The organism is Streptomyces sp. TSRI0107, from assembly GCF_001905845.1.
Taxonomy (GTDB): Bacteria; Actinomycetota; Actinomycetes; order Streptomycetales; family Streptomycetaceae; genus Streptomyces.
In genome coordinates this window covers 226,480-246,231 of the sequence record NZ_LIVZ01000011.1, presented here as the reverse complement: position 1 = coordinate 246,231, position 19,752 = coordinate 226,480, and the positions used below count along the sequence as shown (strand labels likewise).

Genomic DNA, 19,752 nt, shown 5'->3' with positions numbered 1-19,752 from the left:
ACTCGGACGCAGCTGCGGGTTGACCCTCGACCTTGTCGAGTGCTCAGAGATCCAGGTGTGGAGAGCGAGATGCGCAGCATCGGGGAATGGCCCGGGACAGTGGGCTGAGCGTGAGTGCACTCCGGTTCTACGACAACGCCGGTGTGCTGGTCCCCGCTTGGGTGGACCCGGTCAGCGGCTACCGCTGGTACGAGCCCGGGCAACTGGAAGAGGCCCGGTTGCTGGCCTGCCTGCGCCGGGCCAGCATGCCCCTGGCGGACATCCGTCTGGTACTGGCCGGCTGGTCCAACGCGGACCCGGACCTGGTGCGCGGGCTCCTCAAGGCGCACCTGCGTCGACTCGAACGGGGCCTGGCCGAGGCCCGCAGCGACTTCTCCACGCTCCGAGCGCTGATCGACCATCGGGAGAACCCCATGGCTTCGTCCACCGCCACCACCACCGTTGAGCTGTCCGTCCCCGCACCGGTACTGGCCGCCGCGCTGAACGCGGTCCGTTTCGCGACCAGCACCGATCCCGAGCTGCCGATGCTCGGCGGGATCTGTTCGACATCGAGAACGAACACCTCAACCTCGTGGCGACCGACCGCTACCGGATGGCCGTCGCGCAGGCACCCACACTCGGGTACCGCGGACCTCGGACGCAGGTCGTCGTGCCGCCGCTCGCCGACGCGATGCGGGCGCTGCTGACCGGCGAGGAATCCGTCCAGGTCTCGGTGGACGGTGACCGTGTGAGGCTGGAGACCGGAGACCGGCAGGCTGGTGGCCAGAGCCTCGGCAGCGACTTCCCCGACTACCGTCGTCTCGTCCACCTGCCGGCGGTCGCCGGGCACGTGTCGATACGTCGGCCTTCGCGGAGGCGTTGCGGATCGGTCCCGTCCGCGCGAGCGAAACGCGTGAGCAGGACGACGAGCCGCGCGACCTCAGCGTGCTCCGGGTGACGGAGAACGGGACGGTGATCGTGTGCGATGACGGTGACGACGACCAGGACAACGTGGCGGTAACCGCGAGTTCCTGCTGCACGCGCTCGCCGCCGGGGCCCGGGACGAGCTGATCCTGGAACTGGGCGCTCCCACGGCACCGCTCGCGATCCGCCGGATCGACGACGAGTTGACGTTCTCAATCCTGATGCCGGTCCGTCTGGAGAACTAGCGCAATCGGTTCGACGACGCCGCCGGCATCGAGAAGCACGGCACACCAGTAGGTGTTCGTTGACCTCGAGCCGGAATGTACTGACGTCTCAAAGTCCGTTCGCCGGGCGGTCGATCACGGTAAAGCCCAGTTGTCGAAGCAGCGAGACGGCATGGCCTTCTCCCCCGGAGAATTCGCTGGAGCTCAGCACCTCGTGCCCAGCCGCGTAGCCGTGGGCGACGCCCAAGATCGCCTTCGAATCGTAGAACTTGCCGTTGTGCTGCAGGAAATAGCGGCGGGCACGTCCGAAGCCGTGTTGTTCGAGAAAGGCGTCGCGCCCCAGTCTGTCGAACTCTTCGATCGCCTGCACGACGTTGGAAGCGGTGATGTCCGTGAGTGCCATGGTGGGAACGATAGGTTACGCCGCTGACAGCGGAGGTCCGGGGCTCTTCGGTCGCCCTTAGCTGTGTCACGGCGTCACCATGGGCGGGCCCTGGTTGGCCTGCGCGCGAGGCCACTCACCAGGACTGGCCTTCACCGCTTCCAGCTCCACCCGACCAGTACCGGGCCCGACCCAAGTACAGCGAGCCTTCGCATGCCCACGCTTCGGCTCGATCACCTACTGGCCATGACCGGGAAGAGGCCGGGCGCCGTTCATCGGGCTCTTCTGCCGCTTCTTCCCACTCCTGACCCGGCCGCGAGTCGAGGCCTTCGCCGCTTGCTCGGCCTTGGCCTTGGCCTTCGCCTTCCGGACTCGCTTCGCTCCCTTCTTTTCCAGGCGACTCCGGAGCCAGTTCCGCGCATCGATCATCTCGGCACGCAGCTTGGCGCTCTGGGCCCGAGACAGCCGGGGAATGACTTCCTCCCCCTCTTTCAGCAGGGCGGCCACCAGTCTGACCGCTTTGTCGTTCCTGGCCATCACCAGGTGTCGACGAAGCGCCTCCGAGCGGTGCAGTTCACGGGCCTGGCGTTCCGACACCTGGGAAAGTCCGCCTCTGCTGTGCACAATGACGCGGGGCTGCTGAGCCGGAGCACTGTCCGGAGCGAAGTGACCGTCCCGATTGATCTCCAGGCGGGCCGGAGGCGTGCGGGGCGAGTTCCCGTAGAGCGCGAAGGCACGATCCACCTCGCGCTGGCACCAATGCTTCAGAACGGCAGCTGTCGCGGGTGTTCCACATCCGACTGACGCGATGACGCGCCCCAAGTAGACCGGCGTACCGCCGTCGTCGGTGCGCAGCAGGGCCGAAAGCAGTGGACTGCCGTCTCTTCCCGCTGCCTCGTCGACTTCCGACAGGAGTCGTACCCGCTCCGCGTCGGAGATCGCCGACAGATCCCGGCCAACAGCTCTGGACAGGGATGTCCACGTCGGGCGTGTGCGGAGCCTCGCGGCAGTCATGAGCGCTGCTCGAGCGGCGACGACTTGCTCTTCCCGCGAACTGGGCCCTCGGACGTCGCCTGGGGTGGAGACCTGCGGCTCCGACCGGGCCGACCGGGTGCGGCGCCGAGGCGCCATGCCCGGTAGTCGCAGGCCCTCCGGCGTCATCACGCACGCGTCCAGCGGCACCCACTCGGTGCTGCGCCGCGGGTCCTCCGCACGAAGGCGGACACGGCGCGCCGCCCCCTGCGTCTCACAACGGAACCGGAACAGGTAGCCGTGCTCGTCGTACAACTCCTCCATCGTCTCCGGGTGAGCCGCGCCAGGTCCGAAGACCCAGTCGAGGGTGGCTGAATCCCGGCTCAGTCGCTGCTGGTCCACCGCCCATTCCACATGGGCCAGCTTGCGGAACTGGAACCGCACGTGCTGGCGGACCTCACGAGTCCGGAAGTCGACGGCGTCCCCCGGACCGGTCCCCAGGTGACGCAGTGAGGCGCGGGCCGCCAGCCGCTGCCGACTGGCCCAAGCGGTCAGGTCACCCTTGACGAAGAGGTGGTCCGCGCTGCTCGCGCCCGTCGCCGTGCGGTGACAGGAGGTGTGGGGGTGGTGAGCAAAGTGGCAGACCTTGTCCCGGTAGAGGCGGTCGGAGAGTTCGTTGCCACAGCCGCCGAGGAGCGTGCCACACCAGTAGCTGCAGTCGGGGTGCCGACGGCGCCACCGGGCGAGTTCGTCGGCATCCGTCGGCAGGATGATGGCGCGGTCGGACCCTCTGTTTCCGATCACCGCGGTCTGCACCAGCCTGCCATCCGCGTACGTCATGTGCCCCCCTCAACGCCTCGGGCGACGAGCGAGCCGCCTGACGTCAACAATCGCAAGTATGTTGCTCGTGCGCTGAGTTCACAAGGGTTCGAGTGCCTTTCTGACGTCAAGGGCAGGCAACTCCTCCACGGTGGCACTGGGGGCGCACAGCTGCCTGGGATGCACTCCTGCACGCGCCTCCCCCTTTGACATGTCCTGACTCATACTGCGCGATGAGGGCCTGGCCTCGTCTTTCGTCCGGGCTCCGGGGGGATCGGGGGGAATGAGCGATGGCTGACGCACGTCTTCAGTGGCTCCAGGAGGCGGTCTCCGCTTTCGGCGCCGAATGCAAGCGGAACCTGACGGGCCCAGGTGACCGCGAGGCAGCGATCCGTGGCCCTCTGGAGCAGCTGTTCCGCACGATAGCCGAGCACCACGCAATGGCCGAGGTCAGCTGGCACCCGGAGACGCGCATCCCCCACCTCGGGGTACGCCCCGACTACGCCGTACGCGTCAATACGGACGTGACCGGCTACATCGAGGTGAAGCGCCCCGGAAAGAACATCGACCCGGACTCCTTCACGGGCCACGACAAGAGGCAGTGGGAACGGCTGCGTGACCTCCCCAACCTGCTCTACACCAACGGCACCCACTGGCGTGTCTTCCAGTACGGCGCGCAGATCGGTGAAGAGGTCGTACTGTCGGGCGCCCTGAAGAGCGCCGGGGAGAAGCTGACAGCGGGCAACATCGCCGCCTTCGACGCCTTGGCCCAGGCCGTGCTCTGCTGGGAACCGCCGAAGATTCGGCGCGTCTCGGTACTCGTCCAGCACATCGCACCGCTCTGCCGCCTGCTCCGGGAGGCCGTACGGGAACAACTGCGGGCCGAGACCGGGCTGGACGCGACCGACCCCACGGCCGACCGCCCCTTCACCGGGCTCAGAAGCGACTGGCGACGGCTCCTGTTCCCCACCGCGGACGACGCCACCTTCGCCGACGGCTACGCCCAGACGGTCACCTTCGCGTTGCTCCTCGCCCACACCGAGGACATCCCGCTCACCGGCACGAGCTTCCACGAGATCGGCCGCCGCCTCAACGCCGGCCACGCCCTGATGGGCAAAGCCCTCCAACTGCTCACCGACAACGTCACCGAGCGGTTCGAGGTGACCTTGAACCTCCTCGCCCGTACCGTCGCGGCCGTCGAGTGGGACGTCATCCGCCGGGGCAACCGGGACGCCTACCTCCACCTCTACGAGTCGTTCCTGTCCGTCTACGACGACAGCCTCCGCCAGCGCAGCGGTTCGTACTACACCCCCCACCAGGTGGTGGAGGAGATGGTCCGGCTCGCCGAAGAAGTGCTGCGTACCCGCCTGGGCAAGGCACGCGGCTACGGCGACGAGAGCGTGCACATCGTCGACCCGGCGATGGGTACCGGCACCTACCTGCACACCATCATCGAGCGGGTGGCGCGGCAGGCGGCCGAGCGGCACGGCGACGCGATGGCACCCGACGCGATCGGCCGGCTCGCCGAGCGCCTGTACGGCTTCGAGCTCCAGATGGGCCCGTTCGCCGTCGCCGAGTTACGCACGGCCGACCTGCTGAAGAAGCACGGGGCTCAACTCCCGCCGGGCGGCCTCAACCTCCACGTCACGGACACGCTCGACGACCCGTACGTCCAGGAAGAGCAGCTGGCCTCGACGTACGCGGCCCTCTCGGTGTCCCGCGCCCGCGCCAACCACGTCAAGGCCAACGTGCCCGTCACAGTGGTCATTTCGAACCCGCCGTACGACGACAAGGCCGAGAACCGGGGCGGTTGGATCGAGAAGCGGGTGAAGGGCCAGGGCCGTCCACCCCTGGACGACTTCCGGCATCCGGGCAACGGCCGCTACGAGCACGCCCTGAAGAACATGTATGTCTACTTCTGGCGCTGGGCCACCTGGAAGGTCTTTGACGCTCATCCGGACGACCGGCATGGCGTCGTCTGCTTCATCACGCCGTCCGCGTTCGCGACCGGTCCGGCCGGGCGGGGCATGCGCGACTATCTGCGCAGGACGTGCGACGAGGGCTGGATCATCAACCTGTCTCCTGAGGGGCAGCGGTCGGACGTGGCGACCCGAGTGTTCCCGCATGTCGCGCAGCCGCTGTCGGTCTGCGTCTTCGTACGGCGGGCGGATCACGACTCCGACAGGCCGGCGCGCATCCATTACCGGGCACTGCATGGCAGGAGGGCGGAGAAGTTCGAGCAGCTTCGCGGGGTACGGCTCGATGACGAGGGGTGGCGGGATGCGCACTCGCAGGGGGTGCGGCCGTTTACGCCGGCGACCTTGTCGGGGTGGGACGACTACCCGGCGCTGGAGGATTTGTTACCGTGGGGAAGCCCCGGCAATAAGACCAACCGGTCGTGGGTGACCTCCCCGTCCGACGCCGTCCTGCGGCGACGGTGGTCGCGTCTGGTCGCTGAGGCGGATCCCGAGGTGAAGGCTCTCCTCTTCAAGGAAACCGACAGCCGCAGTCTCGATACGCGGCCGCCAAGCCTGCCGGGATTCCCGCACACCGACCGAAGTCTGCGGAGCGAATTGCAAGACCGACCCCGGCTCTTACGGATCGGACTCCGCAGTTTCGACCGCCAGTGGCTCATTGCGGACCACCGTGTCATCGACCGGCCGCGGGCAGAGCTATGGGAAGCGTTACAGCCGGGGCAGTTGTTCCTCAACCAGCAAAGCAGCCACGAGATCAACAGTGGTCCGGCGCTGGTGGCGACCGCGCTGTTACCTGACACTCACCACTTCAACGGCAGAGGCGGAAGGGTACATCCCGTTCTCCATCCCGACGGGAGCGCCAACGTTCCCACAGGCCTTCTCCGGTACCTGGCCGGCGCCCTCGGTCTGGAGCAGGTGACCGTGCACGACCTCGCCGCATACGCCCTGGCTGTCGCCGGACACAGCGCCTTCACCGAGCAATTCGCCGAAGAACTCCTAACCCCCGGTGTCCGGTTACCGCTCACCCGCGACCCGGAACTATGGCAAGAGGCGGTACGCGTCGGCCGCGAATTCCTGTGGGCGGCGACTTACGGCGAGGTCGGCTCCCCACCTGATGCGCCGGCGTCCGGCCAGGACGGTGTCGGATTTCCGTCAGGCGACCCACGGCAGGTGCGGTACACGGCCCCGATCGGCTCAGCCGTTCCCGACACGCTCACCTACGACAAGGAGACCAGCACCCTGCACGTGGGACCGGGCACCTTCACCGAAGTCCCGCCCGAAGTCTGGAACTACGAAGTCGGCGGCATGCACGTCATCAAGAAGTGGTTCGGCTACCGGAAGGCCTCCCCCACCAGCCGGAAGACAAGCCCGCTCGACGACATCCACGTCACGGCCTGGCCGCGCGAGTGGACGGAGGAGCTGATCGAGCTGTTGTCCGTCCTGCGGCGGCTGGTCGACCTCGCACCCGTGCAACAGGCGCTCACCTCGAAGATCGTGAGTTCGCCGGTCATCACGGTCGCCGACCTCACGTCGGCGGGAGTTCTCCCTCCGCAGCCTGGGGCAACTCGTGCCCGCCGCCGCGTCGTCCTGGACTTCGGCCAGGCGGACGAGTCATGAGGGGCGGGTGTCACCCACGAGACCAGTACGGACGTAGGACTCCGCCTGCTCCAGGGTCCACGTGCCTTCGGCGAGCCGTTTCAGGGCATGCCCGGCGACGCGCGGCGGCGCACCCCGGGACACGGTGTCAGCGAAGGACGCCACCGCGCTCAGGCGGGCCGTCAGCTCGTCACACTCCGCCTCGCGCAGGGCCGCCGCGCCGAGCGGGGTGAGCGCGAGGCTGCCTCCGTCGTCGCCCCGTCGCTCCACCAGTCCGGCCCACTCGAGGGTGGGTAGAGCGTCACGGACCTCGTCCGTGTCGAGATCGCGGGCGAGGTAGGGCTCCGGTGCCCGTTCGGGAGCCGGCAGGTCACCTAGATCCAGTTCCTGCAACAGATGTTGTTGGAGCGGCGAAAGCCGACCGCTGGGAACGAGCATGCCCCCAGTATGACCCGCGCTTCGTGTAACGACCGTGACGACGGTCAGAACCACACGCGACTGCTCACCGCTGGCTCTTCGTCGGTCCAGCGTCACCGACCCCGGCAGTGGGCGACGATCCCTGCTGCGAGTGGGCCTTCTTCTCCTGCTACGCCTTCTCGGCTCGGCACCGACTGTGCCCGCCGCAGTGGTAGTCGTGTCCGCCGCCTTCTTGGCGCATCGGCTCTGCCTCCGCTTCCGCACCGATATGTCCGGTCGGCTCCCCATCCGGCGGCGGTGCCGCCGACTCGACGACCACCGGGTGCGTTGCGATTCCGGCGCTCATTCAGCCTTCCTCGTCGCGTCCCTCCCTGTCCCCGCGCCGACGGCGCGCCCGCTCGGCGATTTCGCCGGCAAGCCTGCCCTTGACCGAGCTGGCCCGGTCGAGGGTCTCGTTTCCGAGACTTCTGGCGGCATCGACACCCTTCGCTCCCGTCTCAAGCGCCTTGTCCCTCACCTCCGCTACCGCGTCCACCCATCGTCTCGCCTCCGATGACCGGCGACCGGACTCAATGCCGAGCCGTCCGTGGAGGTCATGGACGCAGGTCGCGACATGATTGCTCGACTGGACCACAGCCGGGGACTTGGTCGGGTGCAGCAGCACCTTCGCGTTGGCCGTGCCGGCAACAGCATTCATCCGGGCCACCAGACGCTCGGTGCTCAGCGAGATGAGTTCCAGCCGGTCCTGCCGGGCAGCCTTCAGTCCGAGGCGATGCCCGTCCAGCTCCTCCGGAAACGCGTCCAGTACCCGGTCGAGTTCGAGCACGGCGATCGCGTCCTGCAGTTGGAAGCAGCGAGCCAGAACAGCGAGCCACTCCCGAACCGCGGACTCGGCTTCCTTGGCCGTCCCGGCGAGATCACCGATCTTGGACTGCCGCTCCATCTTTTCCGCGATCGCGTCGAGTTGACGCAAGGCGTACACCTGGGTCTCCGCGATCGCCGTCGGCGCGTCCTGCACCTTCGACCACATGATGTCGTCGACCCTGCCCCTCTTCTCACGGATGGTCATGGTCTCGTCGATGACGAGGCCCACTCCGATCATGCGGGACAGCGCAGTGTCCTTCTGGGCGCGCAACACGTCCTCGACCTTCGCGTCGATCGCGGCGAGATAGTCGGTGATCTCGTCCATGCTCTGTTGCATCGCGACCTGCGACATGAGCTTCGCGGCATTGGCGAGAGCCGCCGGGTTGGTCAGAAACGATCGGGGTCCCTTCACAAACTCTACGAATCCCCTGATCTGACCCTTCTGCCCCGTCACCACACCCGTGCTGAAACCGGTCTTCGAGCTTTCCCTCAGCCCGTACTTCTTGACGAGCTGCGCCGACTTCGGAGTCAGCTTCACCCAACGGCCGGAGTCGGCGGCGAACTCAGAACCTGCCTGCGCGACCGCGGCACCGGCACCGGCACCGAAGACGGACTTGAGCCATTGCGGCCCGAGATCCTTCGACGACGACAGTCCCTCCGCGATGAGGAAGCGGTCGACATCCGCCGCGCTCCCGATGACCATCAGTCCATCATCGTCACTGATCAGCTGAATCTCGTTGTCCATCGCCCGCTCCTGAAGTGGCTTCTGGCAGTTGTTGGGTAATCGGGGTGCGCGCGGCGATCGCCGGGCAGGGGGCCGAGGTTTTCCGATGCCGGGAGAGAGCGGTGCCGATCCGGACAGGACCAGGGGGCACTGCTCTTGCGCCGCTGTGAAGCCGGCATCCGAGCCCGGCGCCGATTCTGCGTCATCGGCGACGCGGTGAAGGCTAGCCCTTCGTTGGACTGGTAGGAGGTCGAGGTCTCCTGACGATCGGGACCCTGCCTTCCTGGCCTGATGCGTCGTGGACCTGAAGTCGCGTGAAGGCGGTCCGCGCCAGACTGTCGTCTGGGCCGCTCACGCACGCCCCCCGGCCACGCGTGCCTGCCTGTGGAGAAGGCGGGCGGTGATTGATCGCTGCCAAGTATGCAGTTTGTGCGCTGAGTTCACAAGACACAACGTCCACTTAGCGCATTCGGGACAACGTTCGGGCGGCCAGTGGCACACGCTTGGCAGTCATCGGAATCCAAGGTCGGGAGGTCGCCCAGATCCGTATCCCGCAACAGGCCTGCTGGAGCGGCGAAAGCCGCCCCCGGCACAAGCATGCCCTCGGAATGGCCGCGTTGTGCGGCTCGCCGCTCACCATGGACGGTTGATCCTGCCCTGCGCAACACTCGGAACGTGCAGTCAGCCAAGGTGGATCTGATGCCCGCCCGAACCACTTTTCCGGACCGTGACGAGGTGCTCGGTCAGGCAATTCCGTTCGACCGGGCTCGTTGGCTGCCTCTCCTGCCCGGTCCGGACTGGTGGCCCGCTGAACTCGACGCCTGCCCGACGGCGGCCGGCCGACCGAGGGTCGATCGGCGCACGGTGTTCGGCATCGCCCGCCGCTCCGACACAGCAGAAGGCCGCCGACACCTGCTGACCGCCGCGCTGGTCTGGGGCACGGGTACCAAAGCGCGGACGGTCGCGCGGCGCGCACGCATCTTCGCCGAGAACTCGGCCGGGGACATCGACGCACGTCTGGAAGCCGCGCTGGGCGTACTCCGGGAGGAGGGAGCCGTCGCCGCGTACTACACCTTCAACAACGACAGCCGGATCAAGTTCCTCGGCCCGGCGTTCTTCTCCAAGGTGCTGTACTTCGCCGGTCATGAGCAGTGCGTGGGGGCGTGGCGCCCGCTGATCCTTGACCGCTACGTCGCGCTGGCACTAAGGGCGGCCGACACCGGCGAGAAGTGGCACACGAGCGGTTGGACAACGCCGTGCTACGGCCGGTACCTGTCTCTCGTCCACGACCACGCGCGACGAGTGGGGGTCCTCCCGGACCAGGTGGAGGCCGCGCTGTTCGCCTATGGCAGGCGGCTGGCCTGACGTGGGTGACGTAACGCGGACCGGGCGCTGACCTGTCATGCCTCGTATGACGGATGGTCGGTCTTCGGCGGGGCGTGGCCGTTGGTGTGGATCTCCGCCCAGACCGTCTTGGTGTACGCGTCGTTGACCGTGCAGCCCCAGCGGTTCGCGTAGGCCTGGACGAGGAGCAAGCCGCGGCCGGAGGTGGCGTCGGTGGGCAGGAGCGGGGTTGCCGGGTTCGGTGGCAGGCGCTCCGGGCGGGTGTCCGTCACCTCGATACGGAGTCCGTACGGCAGGAGGAGCAGCGCGAGTCGGAAGTCACGGCCGGGGAGGCTGCCGTGGCGGATCGCGTTGGCCGCGAGTTCGGCCGTGACGAGGGCGACGGTTCGGGCGGGGTCCGAGTCGTGCGGGAGGCCCGTCCACTCGGTTAGTTGCTGGACGGAGAGTCGGCGTGCCAGGCGGGCGCCGCGTCTGGTGCTGCTGAAGCGCAGGGTCAGGTGGTGGGTGGGGGTGTGGGGCGGGCGCGCCTCGTCGGTGAGCTGATGTTGTGTCACGGGGCAAGCCTGGGCGGGCGTGTGGTCCGCTGACCAGGTACGACGGCCGTACGTCGTCCTTGTCGTACGGGGCGGACGGTGGGCTGTTGGCTTGGTTGTACGGGCGTTGTACGGGTTCTGGTCGTGTCTCCCTTGCTCCGGGTCCCGTTGAACATGGCCCGGTGGCGTGCCGGGTGGACGTCGGCACGGAAGGGCGTGAGCGTGTGAAGGCGGTACGGGACGGGCGGAGCGGTCGGGCGTCGAAGGTCAAGGAGGAGACGCCGGAATTGCCGGGGGTGTGGTCTGCGTACGGAGTACTGCTCCAGCATCTGCGGAAGCGGGCGGGGTTGAACCAGCAGCAGCTCGGGGATGCCATCGGTTACTCCCTGGAGCAAGTCGCCTCGGTCGAGCAGGGGCGGCGTCCGGCGAAGGTGGCATTCACGGTGGCGGCAGAGCGGGCGTTGGGGGCCGGTGGGGTTCTGGAGGTGCTCCAGGACAAGGTGGACCTCGCGAAGTTGCCGAGGTTCTTCAGGAACGTAGCACTCCTGGAGGCCGACGCGTTGAGCAGGTTCTCGTACGATCCCCTACTCATTCCTGGGCTGTTGCAGACCCAGGCGTACGCACAGGCACTCCTGGAAGCACACTTCCCGCCGCTGGATGAGGAGGTCGTCGAGCAACGTGTGGCAGCGCGACTCGCGCGACAGGCGCTGCTGTCCCGGAAGAATCCGCCCGTGGTATTCGTGTTCATCGTGGAGGAGGACGCGCTCCGGCGAAACGTATGCAGCAATGTGGTCATGCGCGATCAGTTGGAGCACCTGCTTGAATGCGCGCAGATGCGGAACATCGAGCTTCAGGTCATGCCGACTTCCCGAGGTGCCCATAGTGGACTTAACGGGCCCATGGTCTTGCTGGAGTCGACGGACCGCAAGCGGCACGTTTACGTCGATGCTCAGGGTGTGGCGACCGTCAGGTCAGATCAGGACGAGGTCAGCGAATTCTGGCTGCGGTATGGGATGCTGCGCACGCAGGCCCTCAACACCGAGGAGTCCTCCCGTCTCATCGAGCGCATGGCAGGGGAGCTATGAGCACCGACCAGCACACTCGTCAGGCCGCTGAACTGGAGTGGTTCAAGAGTAGTTACAGCGGGACGAACGGTGGCGACTGCCTGGAGGTGGCCGCCGGCCTGGACGCCGTGTACGTAAGGGATTCGAAGGCCACGGGCGATGGGCCGGTGCTGCGGGTCGGCCGGGGTGAGTGGGCAGCGTTCGTGACGCTGGCGGCGCAGTAGAGCCAGGCGAAGCTTCTTGGCGAAACAACGGGCTCGCCCGCGTAACTTGGGGTGACGCAGCCAGCCCGTTGTCATGCCGCCGACTCAGAACAGGGCGCCCTCGGCGCCCTCACCGAAATCCGACCCACCTCGCGCAGCCAGCTGCTCCTTGCGCTTCCGGATGGCTTCGGGGGAGGGCGGGGGCAGGTCGGGGTGCTTCTCCCTCGCCTTCTTTTCGGTCACACCCTTGTGCAGTCCGAGGTGGACCTCGTCGGCGTAGGCCTGGTGGTTCAACTGGCGCAGGCGGTCGATGATCTCGGTTCGGGCGAGGAGACCGATGGTGTAACGCTGGCCCTGGTCAGTGTCGTGGAAGCCATGGTCCAGCGGAACCCGCTGGTGTGCGGGGTCGGTAGACCAGGCTGGGCCGACTTCACCCAGCAGGTCAAGCCAGCCATAGGCCTCAATAGTCGCCTTGTCAATCTCTTCATGAATGCGACGGAGTTCGACGATGTCGGCATCCTGACAGCTTTCATCATGAACGAGGTTGTAAACTCCTGTCAGGCCGACATCCCGACGGTGCATTAGTTCCCGGCGATGGCTATCCAGACGAATACCAGCGACGCGTAGACGGTCAGCGAGCGGAGGTCGAACGAGGGTTTGAAAAACGTCCGTAGGGCTGTAACTGAGATCCGTCCTCATAGTCCCGCTACGGTCTAGAGCCCACCAGTAGTGCACTGCACTACTGAGAAAGGCAAACGACGCGAAGTCATCAAAAGCGAAGACCACAAGCTTGTGGCTAAACACTTGACCAGTGGGCACAAGTACCGGCATCACCGTCTTGCTGACCTGAGCAAGAACGATACACTGCTCGAACGCGCTTATTGCTCCATGGAGATCTTGCCCAAGTCGATTAAATCGCCACCAATATTCACGCTGCCTTCTATCTTTACTCGCAACCCGTTCCGGCTTGACATCTCGAACGACTTTTTCGTAAGCCTTACGGTAAACCGCAGCCTCACTTTCAGGCCAGTCGCGGAAATTAATGACCCACCGATCCGTACCATGTTGCACGTCTTGATTGACGTCTTGACCGCTGAGGTAAGGAAAAAGGACTTCCGAGTATCGGGGATCTTCGGCCAACCAGTCGCGAGCTTCGCTCTCAGGGAGAGTAAAGCCAAGACCCAGCACCACACTCCCCTGGAAGGAGAGGCCCCTATTCTTGATCAGCGGCATCGCCCATGATGTAACTCTCGTTCCCGGCCCAAGTGAACTGTTAATGCCATTAAGCACGACTTCATCTGCAAGCACACAGTCAGCCGTCTCGCCGAGAGTTGCCCGCGATGTCCAGACAGAACAGTACTCAAGATTGGCTGACCTCGATGGCCACTTGGCACTTTTAACCGCCCGCCGGATTTGCACACCTTCCCGAAGAATCCGATCAAGGGCAACTTCTCGCGTGTCCCCTTGCGCCAATGTGTTCGTGGCTACGACACCCGTCTGACCTTCCCCATTCACCAGGGCGTGCGCTCGAAGCTCGAAATAGGCAACCAAATCGGCATTACCCCGCGCCCCCTCCGCCGGAAACTCCACCAGATATTCCCTGTATGACTGCCCCAATGCTGGTGTGATCTTTTTCCCTCCCAGGAACGGAGGGTTGCCGACGACGGCATCGAACCCACCCCGGCGGGAAAACACTTCCGGAAAAACCAACGGCCAATGCACCGGCCGTCGCTCCAGCGCATCCGCGGGCAGTTCAGCCCTCAGCCACACCTCCGCCGTAGCCCCAGCCTCCCGCACCACCTCGGAGTCGTCCTCGACCCCCTCCTCCACGATCTGCCGCACAATCCAAGCAGCCCGAGGAAACAGATCCCGAACCCGCTCCCCACCGTCCTCCTCGTACCAAGGCACCCGCCCCGAAGCACAAGTAGCCAGCGCAGCCCCCGCAATAAGGTCCCCCACCAGCCGCAGCCGCCGTGAATGCCGGTTGACCTCCTCCAGCCGCTCCCGCTTCTCCTGCAACGCCGGCAGGTCAACGCCCTTGATCGCGGTGATCGCCAACCGCTCCCGCGTCAGCTGATCCACCAACTCCCGTGCCTGCTCGGCAAGAATGTCGGCCTGCTGCCCCGGCTTCATGTGCACGGACTGGATCTGCTCCATGTTGTGCACACCGAGCAGCGAGTCCCCGCACACCAACCGGTCGTCCAGGAACGTGAACGGCCGCCCCGGGTCCATGGACACCAGCCACAGCGACAGCTTGGCCATCTCCACGGCCATCGGGTTGATGTCGACGCCGTACAGGCAGTGCTCGATGATCTGCCGCCGGGCCTCGATGACCACGGGGTCCTGCTCCGCGTCCGCCGCAGTCACCGCGTCCACGGCCCGCCCCGCGCGGTACGTCATCGCGTCCGCGCGGCCCTCGGACTCCCACGCCTCGATCAAGCGGTCTGCCAGATAACGGCATGCCGCCACCAGGAACGCCGCCGACCCCATCGCAATGTCCGCGACCTTGAGGTCGAGGATCTGCTCGGACGACTTCAGCCGCCACTCCCCCGTGTCCGCCGTCTGGAGCGGCCCCGGCTCGTACACCAGAGGCTCCAGTGCATGCAGCACAACCTCCTCCGCCAGGAAGCGGGGCGTGTAGTGCGTCCCCGTGTTCTTCCTCAGGGACGACTCGGTCACGTACAACGCGCCGTTCGGGATCACCGTCGGCAGGCCGCGCAGGTCATCCCGCAGGATGCCCACGAACGGCAGCAGCCTCTCCGTGAGCGCCGCGTCCTTCGTCACCGCGTTCAGCCGGCGCCGTGCCTCCGCCGCAGCCTCCGCCCCCAGCGGAGCCAGCTTCTTCTCCAGTTGCCCAGCCGTCGCCGGGGGCTTCGGGTCCTTCCACTTCTCGTGGATCGCCTTGGCCAGCGCCTTCACCGAGGTCCCCGACGATGTGGCCGCCTTCGCCGCCAGTGACTCCAACTCCCGCAGCGGCACCTCGTGTTCCAGGCCCTCGGGGCCGATCAACCCCACCATGTGCTCAGTCGCCCGGCGCCCGTCGAACGACAGCAGGCCCTCGTACACGTACCCGATCTGTTCGACGTCCAGCGCCCGGAAGCTGAGCGTGCGGACCTCGCGGTCCTTGCCCTTGCCGACGCGGACCTCCTGCACGGCCTGGAGCATGTGCAGGACCGTGCGGTCGTCGATGGGGAGCAGGGGCGTGGTGCGCTCCAGCCACGGGTACTTGTCAGGGTCGAAGATCGAACCGTCGTACGCCGGGAGGTGGAAGCCCGAGCCCGGGTGGTCCACTCCCCCGTGCACCGCGTGGAACAGGGCGATCAGGCGGTGCCAGGCCGACGTCGTGTGCTCCAGCGACGTCTCGCCCTCCTCGTCCGCCCGCGCCTTCAGCTCATCGCGGAGGAAGCGCGCCGAATAGGACCGCGCATACACCTCGTTGTCCGCCGGCAAGAGCCCCCGTTCCTCCGCGAACAGCAGGAACACGACGCGCATCATCACCGCCACCGCGCCCCGGTAGACCTCGCCCGCGCTCACGCCGGACGCGTGCAGGCCCGGCGCCCCGTGCTCGACCGCCCGCACATCGGCCCGCCCTATTGCGTCCACCAGCAACTCGACCGCCTGCCGGACCTGGATACCCAGCGCCTCGGTGACGTCCTCGCCCGCTGCCAGGCTGGCCTTCAGCAAACCCACCAACGTTTCGGCGTCGTCGTACTCGAAGAACCGGCGGCGGCGCAGCAGCGAGACGAACGCGCGCACGACGTTGCGTTCCGCCGCCTCGTTCCAGCCGATCGCGTCGAAGACGGCCGTGGTAGTGACGCCGCCCAGCGGTGCCCAGACCAGGCACCACCAGCGGCCGTCGGTGACCAGGCCGAGCGGTACGCCGTGGTGGCGCAGGAGGCGGGCCAGGCGGTCGGCTGGGGCCGCGGACCAGTCGCCGCCACCGCCGACGCGGGCCGTGGGCGCCGTACCGGCCGGGACGGTCATGCCCAGCAGGCGTACTCGCTTCGCCGCCGACTCCACGTCCGGCTCGGCAGCCAGGTCCGTGCCCGGTTCGACCAGCGCGAAGTCGGGGCGTACCTCGGTGTTGTGTTCCGCGACCCGCAGGGTCAGGCGGTCCAGGCCGTGGTGTTCCGACTCGCCGTGGCGGAACGCGAGCGCATCGCCCCACTCCAGCAGGCGGCCCAGCACATATGCCACCCACTCGTCACGGCCCGCCGTCGTGTCCGTCTGCCAGTCGGCGTGGCGGGCGCGGAGCCTCGCCCGCTCGTCCTTCTCCAGGGCGTCCAGCTGGGGCCAGGCGCGCAGCAGGACCGGCATGGTCAGGAACGGGCCCGAGACCTCGGTCAGGTCCAGCCACTCCTGGTGCTGCCGGCGGCCGTCGGTGGCCTGGGCCTTGGCGGCGGCTGCTCCACGGGTCATGGTGCGGCGGGGGCTCATCGGCGGGCTTCCTTTGCGGGGATCACGAAGACGACGGCGGCGGGAAAGAGGTGGGAGCGGGGCTCGCGGTAGCGGGCGGCGATGGCGGCGAGTTCCCGTTCGCGCTCGGCGGGGAGCCCCTCCAGGCGCTCCTGCCAGCGGCGGCGGTCGTCCTCGAACTGGCGGCGCTCGTGACCGGTCAGCTCGTGGGTGGAGAGCAGAGCCAGCTGCTCGCCTTCGCCGTCTCCCTCCTCCTTGAGTTTGGCGCGCAGGGTGGCCTCGAAGCGGTCGAGGGTGGCCGTGATGCGGCGTTCCTCCTCCGCCCGGCGGTCGGCGAGCCTGCTCTCCAGCTGGCGGCCGAGTTCGGCGGCTCGGGCCTCCAGGGAGCGGTAGAGGGGGTCGCGCAGCTTCGACCAGGCCTCCGTCAGCTCCTTGCGCAGGTGCGGGGCCGCCTCGATGCCCTCGGTGAGTGCCTGGGAGAGGACCCTGCCCTGCTCACCCACCGACTCCCAGCGGCGGAAGCGGCCGGTGTCACCGAACCAACCGCCCGCGTACAGGACTTCCTCGTGCAGGCGGGTGCCGTCGGTGCCGACGAGGACGTAGCGGGCGTACGCGGAGACCAGGGTGGTCGTGACGGCCGGGTCGTCGGAGACGACCGCCGTGACGCGGTTGAGGCCGATCGAGTCGGCGTTCCAGACGGCTGCCGTCAGCAGGCGCGTGGAGAGCGCCACCAGTGGGTGCTTGAGGTGGGCGAGGACCACGTCGTCCTTGGCCTCCGCGGCCACCAGCGGGGAGAAGGTGAGCGGGCGCTGTTCGCCCTCGCGGAGCTTGTGCGCGAGGCCTCGGGTGGCCCGCTCCCAGCTTCCCGACAAGGGCTGGACCTCGAACAGGTCGCCCGGCTCGAAGTCCTCCGCCCGGACGGTGGAGGGCAGGAGCGGGGGCTGGTTGTCCAGGGCCAGGGCCGTGTCGACGACCCGCTTGACGTTCGCCGGGGTCAGGCCCAGCGCGGTCACCGTCTCGTCGTACTGGTCGGCGAGCCGCTTCGTCTGCGCCGTGACGTTCTGCTCCGGTGCCACCTCGCCGCCCGTGCGGCGGCCCTTGATCGGCTTGGGTTTGGCGTTCTCGATGTCGACCGGTGCCGTGTCGCCCGTCATGCGGCGCTGTACGGCGTCGGCGAGGACGGCGTTGACGGAGCCGAGGTCGTGCTCCATGCGCGCGACCTTCTTGGCCACGCGGGAGAGGAACTCCAGGTCGGCTTCGTAGGAGCCGGCCTGGGCCTGCTGCCAGCCGGAGCCGATGAAGTGGGTGATCTCGGGGTCGTGCTTCTGGCCCCAGCGGTCGATGCGGCCGATGCGCTGTTCCAGCTTGTTGGGGTTGAAGGGGATGTCGTAGTTGATGAGGCGGTGGCAGTGGTTCTGGAGGTCGATGCCCTCGCCGGCGGCGTCGGTGGCGAGGAGGATGCGGACCTTGCCCTCCTCGCGGGACGGGTCGGACTGGAAGCCGAGGCGGATGCGCTCGCGCTCCTCGGCCGACAGGCCGCCGTGCAGGCGCTCGACGCGGCCGCCGTCGGTGAGCTCCTCCTGCTGGAGGAGGTCGTACAGCCACTCCTGGGTGTCGCGGTACTCGGTGAAGACCACGACCCGTTCGTTGGTCCACTTCCTGCCGTCGGGGCGGCAGATGGCCTTGAGGGTGCGGATCAGGGTCTCGGCCTTGGAGTCGGGCGCCGCCTCGTGGGTGAGGGCCCAGCGTTCCATCTCCTGGAGCAGGTCCAGTTCCCGGCCGTCCTCCGCCGGGGTCAGCGAGGTGGAGCGGGTCAGCGCGTCGTCCTCCGCGTCGACCAGGCCGGTGTCGTCGAGGTCGGCGACCAGGTCGGCGAACTCCTCCAGCCACTCCGGGACTTCGGCCGCCGCGGAGCGGCCCCGCGCGGGGCCGGTGTCCTCCAGGTGGGACAGGTAGACCTGGACGGTGTGCAGGAAGGCCGCCGGGGAGGAGAACAGGCGCTTCTTGAGCAGGAGGGTCACCAGGTCGGCGGCGCGGCGTCCACCGCGAGCGTTCGGGGTGAGCTTCTTGCGGCGCAGCTCGGCGAACTCCCCGAGGAGCTGGTGGATCTCGCGTTCCTGCGGTGTGTAGTCGACGGCGAGTTCGAGGGTCTTGCGGGTACGGAAGCGGGGCGTGCCGTCCGCGTTGGTGACGGTCGACTTCAGGCGTCGTACGACGGTGTCCTTGAGCGCTTCCTTGTCGGGGTCGACTCCGCGTGCGAAACGCTGGTCGTCGATGAGTTCCAGGAGCGCCGTGTACGACTCGGGGTAGCCGTTGTGCGGGGTGGCGGAGAGGAAGAGGCGGTGCTCGAAGTGCGGGACGAGGCGCCGGATCAGCTTGGTCTGCTGGGAGTCGACGGCGTACACCTGCTTGGGCGCGGCGGGCGCCACGTGGTGGGCTTCGTCCAGGACGAGCAGGTCGAAGAAGCGCTTGTGCTCGCCGTCGGGGCTCTCCTCGGGCGCGCCGATGACCTCGTCGAGGAGGCGCTGGGCCTTCTGGCCGCGCAGCCAGGGCAGGGAGACGATGGTGAGGGGGTGGACGCGGAAGGGATTCGCCGCGGTGCCGTGGGTGCGGCGCAGGCGGGCGCAGTGTTCGGAGTCGACGATGGTGAACTCCAGGCCGAACTTCTCGGCCATCTCGTCGCGCCACTTGAGGGTGAGGCCGGCCGGGCAGACGACCATGGTGCGGCGGGCCCGGCCGCGCAGCAGGAGTTCCTGGACGACGAGGCCGGCCTCGATGGTCTTGCCGAGGCCGACGTCGTCGGCGAGGAGCAGGTTGACGCGGGGTGCGCCGACGGCGCGGGAGACGGGCTCCAGCTGGTACGGCTCGACGGCGACGCCGGAGCGGAAGGGGGCCTGGAGGGTCTTCGCGTCGGCGGAGGCGACGGCGGACCAGCGTACGGCGTCGAGGAACGCGGCGAGGCGGTTCGGGGAGTCGTAGGTGCCGGTGGAGGCGTCGGGGAGTGAGCCGGCGGGCAGCACGCGGCGGCCGGGCTCGACCTCCCAGATGACGGAGAGGGTGTCGCCGAAACGGCCGTCGGCCACGGACTGGAGGTGGACCAGGGTGGCCGGGCGGCGGTTGTCGTGGCCGTCGGGGGCGGGCGGGGATGGCTCCACGCGGGCGACCACCCAGGACTGGCCGCGCACCTCGACCAGGTTGCCCTCTTCGGGGAGTGCCTCCGTCCCCGTTCGCCCCGTCTCGCGTTGAGCTGCTTGTGTCATGGGCGGTGTTCCCCTCGGTGTGTCCTGCCGCCGTCCGTAGACAGTGTCCTGCCTC

Annotated in this window: 11 protein-coding genes and 1 pseudogene; 5 read left to right on the top strand and 7 right to left on the bottom strand. The window is 67.7% G+C overall.

From position 1 onward, the window contains the following. Positions 1-69: 69 nt before the first annotated feature. Positions 70-1,148 (top strand): annotated as a pseudogene (locus AMK31_RS28735) (MerR family transcriptional regulator). Between the two features lie 88 nt (positions 1,149-1,236). On the opposite strand, the gene AMK31_RS28730 reads toward AMK31_RS28735, so the two are convergent. Both AMK31_RS28730 and AMK31_RS28725 read right to left on the bottom strand, forming a co-directional pair. Beyond that, a complete protein-coding gene (locus AMK31_RS28730) occupies positions 1,237-1,530 on the bottom strand; it encodes a hypothetical protein (RefSeq protein WP_073943581.1) in 294 nt (97 codons plus the stop codon). Positions 1,531-1,746: 216 nt separating this feature from the next. Next, positions 1,747-3,321, bottom strand: a complete 1,575-nt coding sequence (locus AMK31_RS28725; protein WP_073943580.1) for a competence protein CoiA family protein — start codon at positions 3,319-3,321, stop codon at positions 1,747-1,749. A gap of 269 nt (positions 3,322-3,590) precedes the next feature. On the opposite strand from AMK31_RS28725, the gene AMK31_RS41110 reads away from it, so the two are divergent. Then, the gene (locus AMK31_RS41110; protein ID WP_198948589.1) at positions 3,591-6,893 is read left to right on the top strand and encodes a type ISP restriction/modification enzyme; all 3,303 of its coding nucleotides are present in this window, start codon (positions 3,591-3,593) and stop codon (positions 6,891-6,893) included. On the opposite strand, the gene AMK31_RS28710 is transcribed toward AMK31_RS41110, so the two are convergent. Beyond that, a complete protein-coding gene (locus AMK31_RS28710) occupies positions 6,888-7,310 on the bottom strand; it encodes a hypothetical protein (protein ID WP_073943578.1) in 423 nt (140 codons plus the stop codon). The genes AMK31_RS41110 and AMK31_RS28710 overlap by 6 nt on opposite strands. A 325-nt stretch (positions 7,311-7,635) precedes the next feature. Next, a complete protein-coding gene (locus AMK31_RS28705) occupies positions 7,636-8,898 on the bottom strand; it encodes a hypothetical protein (RefSeq protein WP_073943577.1) in 1,263 nt (420 codons plus the stop codon). 654 nt (positions 8,899-9,552) lie between these two features. Between AMK31_RS28705 and AMK31_RS40080 the strand changes: the two genes are divergently transcribed. Continuing rightward, a complete protein-coding gene (locus AMK31_RS40080; RefSeq protein ID WP_143204263.1) occupies positions 9,553-10,242 on the top strand; it encodes an 8-oxoguanine DNA glycosylase OGG fold protein in 690 nt (229 codons plus the stop codon). 35 nt (positions 10,243-10,277) lie between these two features. On the opposite strand, the gene AMK31_RS28695 is transcribed toward AMK31_RS40080, so the two are convergent. After that, positions 10,278-10,775, bottom strand: a complete 498-nt coding sequence (locus AMK31_RS28695; RefSeq protein ID WP_073943575.1) for an ATP-binding protein — start codon at positions 10,773-10,775, stop codon at positions 10,278-10,280. 173 nt (positions 10,776-10,948) lie between these two features. Here AMK31_RS28695 and AMK31_RS28690 point away from each other — a divergent pair, with 173 nt between their 5' ends. Next, a complete protein-coding gene (locus AMK31_RS28690; protein ID WP_385312604.1) occupies positions 10,949-11,839 on the top strand; it encodes a helix-turn-helix domain-containing protein in 891 nt (296 codons plus the stop codon). After that, positions 11,836-12,042 carry a DUF397 domain-containing protein gene (locus AMK31_RS28685; RefSeq protein WP_073943573.1) on the top strand — a complete coding sequence of 69 codons (207 nt, stop codon included), beginning with the start codon at positions 11,836-11,838 and terminating at the stop codon, positions 12,040-12,042. Before AMK31_RS28690 ends, AMK31_RS28685 begins: the two co-directional genes overlap by 4 nt. Before the next feature lie 84 nt (positions 12,043-12,126). Here the strand turns inward: AMK31_RS28685 and AMK31_RS28680 are convergent, their stop codons facing one another. Continuing rightward, positions 12,127-16,458: an Eco57I restriction-modification methylase domain-containing protein gene (locus AMK31_RS28680; protein WP_073943572.1), complete on the bottom strand. Its 4,332-nt coding sequence runs from the start codon at positions 16,456-16,458 to the stop codon at positions 12,127-12,129. After that, positions 16,455-19,697: a DISARM system SNF2-like helicase DrmD gene (gene drmD, locus AMK31_RS28675; RefSeq protein WP_073943571.1), complete on the bottom strand. Its 3,243-nt coding sequence runs from the start codon at positions 19,695-19,697 to the stop codon at positions 16,455-16,457. The genes AMK31_RS28680 and drmD overlap by 4 nt, the downstream gene beginning before the upstream one ends. Positions 19,698-19,752: the final 55 nt, after the last annotated feature.

What these genes read in the sequence shown, in the direction of transcription:
- AMK31_RS28730 (WP_073943581.1), bottom strand. Translation starts at nt 1,530, where the DNA reads ATGGCACTCACGGACATCACCGCTTCCAACGTCGTGCAGGCGATCGAA.
- AMK31_RS28725 (WP_073943580.1), bottom strand. Translation starts at nt 3,321, where the DNA reads ATGACGTACGCGGATGGCAGGCTGGTGCAGACCGCGGTGATCGGAAAC.
- AMK31_RS41110 (WP_198948589.1), top strand. Translation starts at nt 3,591, where the DNA reads ATGGCTGACGCACGTCTTCAGTGGCTCCAGGAGGCGGTCTCCGCTTTC.
- AMK31_RS28710 (WP_073943578.1), bottom strand. Translation starts at nt 7,310, where the DNA reads ATGCTCGTTCCCAGCGGTCGGCTTTCGCCGCTCCAACAACATCTGTTG.
- AMK31_RS28705 (WP_073943577.1), bottom strand. Translation starts at nt 8,898, where the DNA reads ATGGACAACGAGATTCAGCTGATCAGTGACGATGATGGACTGATGGTC.
- AMK31_RS28685 (WP_073943573.1), top strand. Translation starts at nt 11,836, where the DNA reads ATGAGCACCGACCAGCACACTCGTCAGGCCGCTGAACTGGAGTGGTTC.
- AMK31_RS28680 (WP_073943572.1), bottom strand. Translation starts at nt 16,458, where the DNA reads ATGAGCCCCCGCCGCACCATGACCCGTGGAGCAGCCGCCGCCAAGGCC.
- drmD (WP_073943571.1), bottom strand. Translation starts at nt 19,697, where the DNA reads ATGACACAAGCAGCTCAACGCGAGACGGGGCGAACGGGGACGGAGGCA.